Origin of the sequence: Oceanivirga salmonicida (assembly GCF_001517915.1) — a bacterium.
GTDB lineage: Bacteria > Fusobacteriota > Fusobacteriia > Fusobacteriales > Leptotrichiaceae > Oceanivirga > Oceanivirga salmonicida.
This window is the reverse complement of the sequence record NZ_LOQI01000180.1, coordinates 1-472: the sequence shown is the minus strand read 5'-3', so window position 1 is coordinate 472 and position 472 is coordinate 1. Positions and strand designations below refer to the sequence as shown.

Below are 472 nucleotides of genomic sequence, written 5' to 3'. Positions count from 1 at the left end.
TTATGACATGTTTTGCCATTGTTATTGTTATTGATTAATACTTTTTAATTAATAATTAATTTTAAAGAAAGCGAGCGAAAATGAAAGAGAAAAAAGAAAAAAGTGAATTATTTTTGCTATTAAGTGCTCTAGGTATTTCACTTGTTATATTTTACCCATTTGCAATACTTATATCAGTGTATTTTGATGATCCAAATATTAATCCTAATTTAATAGGTTCATTAATAGTTTTATTATGGACTTACCCACTTATATTATTATTTAATTTATGGATAGCCTTTAAAACTTATGATAATAAAAAGATATTATCATACATACTTGTTTGCTGGCCTGTAATAGTTTTAATTTGTGTCATATGTTTGTTTGTATATGTGCACATATATGCATAAAATATGAAAATTAAATAGTTAAAAAATGAGATAAGTTTTTTGGACTTATCTCTTTATTTTATGTATGTCCATAGTATTTGAAA

1 protein-coding gene is annotated in these 472 nt (G+C 22.9%); it reads left to right on the top strand.

Features of this window, described 5'->3' with window-relative positions:
- Window positions 1-80: 80 nt before the first annotated feature.
- On the top strand, window positions 81-389 hold the full coding sequence (locus AWT72_RS08845; RefSeq protein WP_067143690.1) for a hypothetical protein: 309 nt from the start codon (window positions 81-83) through the stop codon (window positions 387-389).
- Window positions 390-472 lie beyond the last annotated feature (83 nt).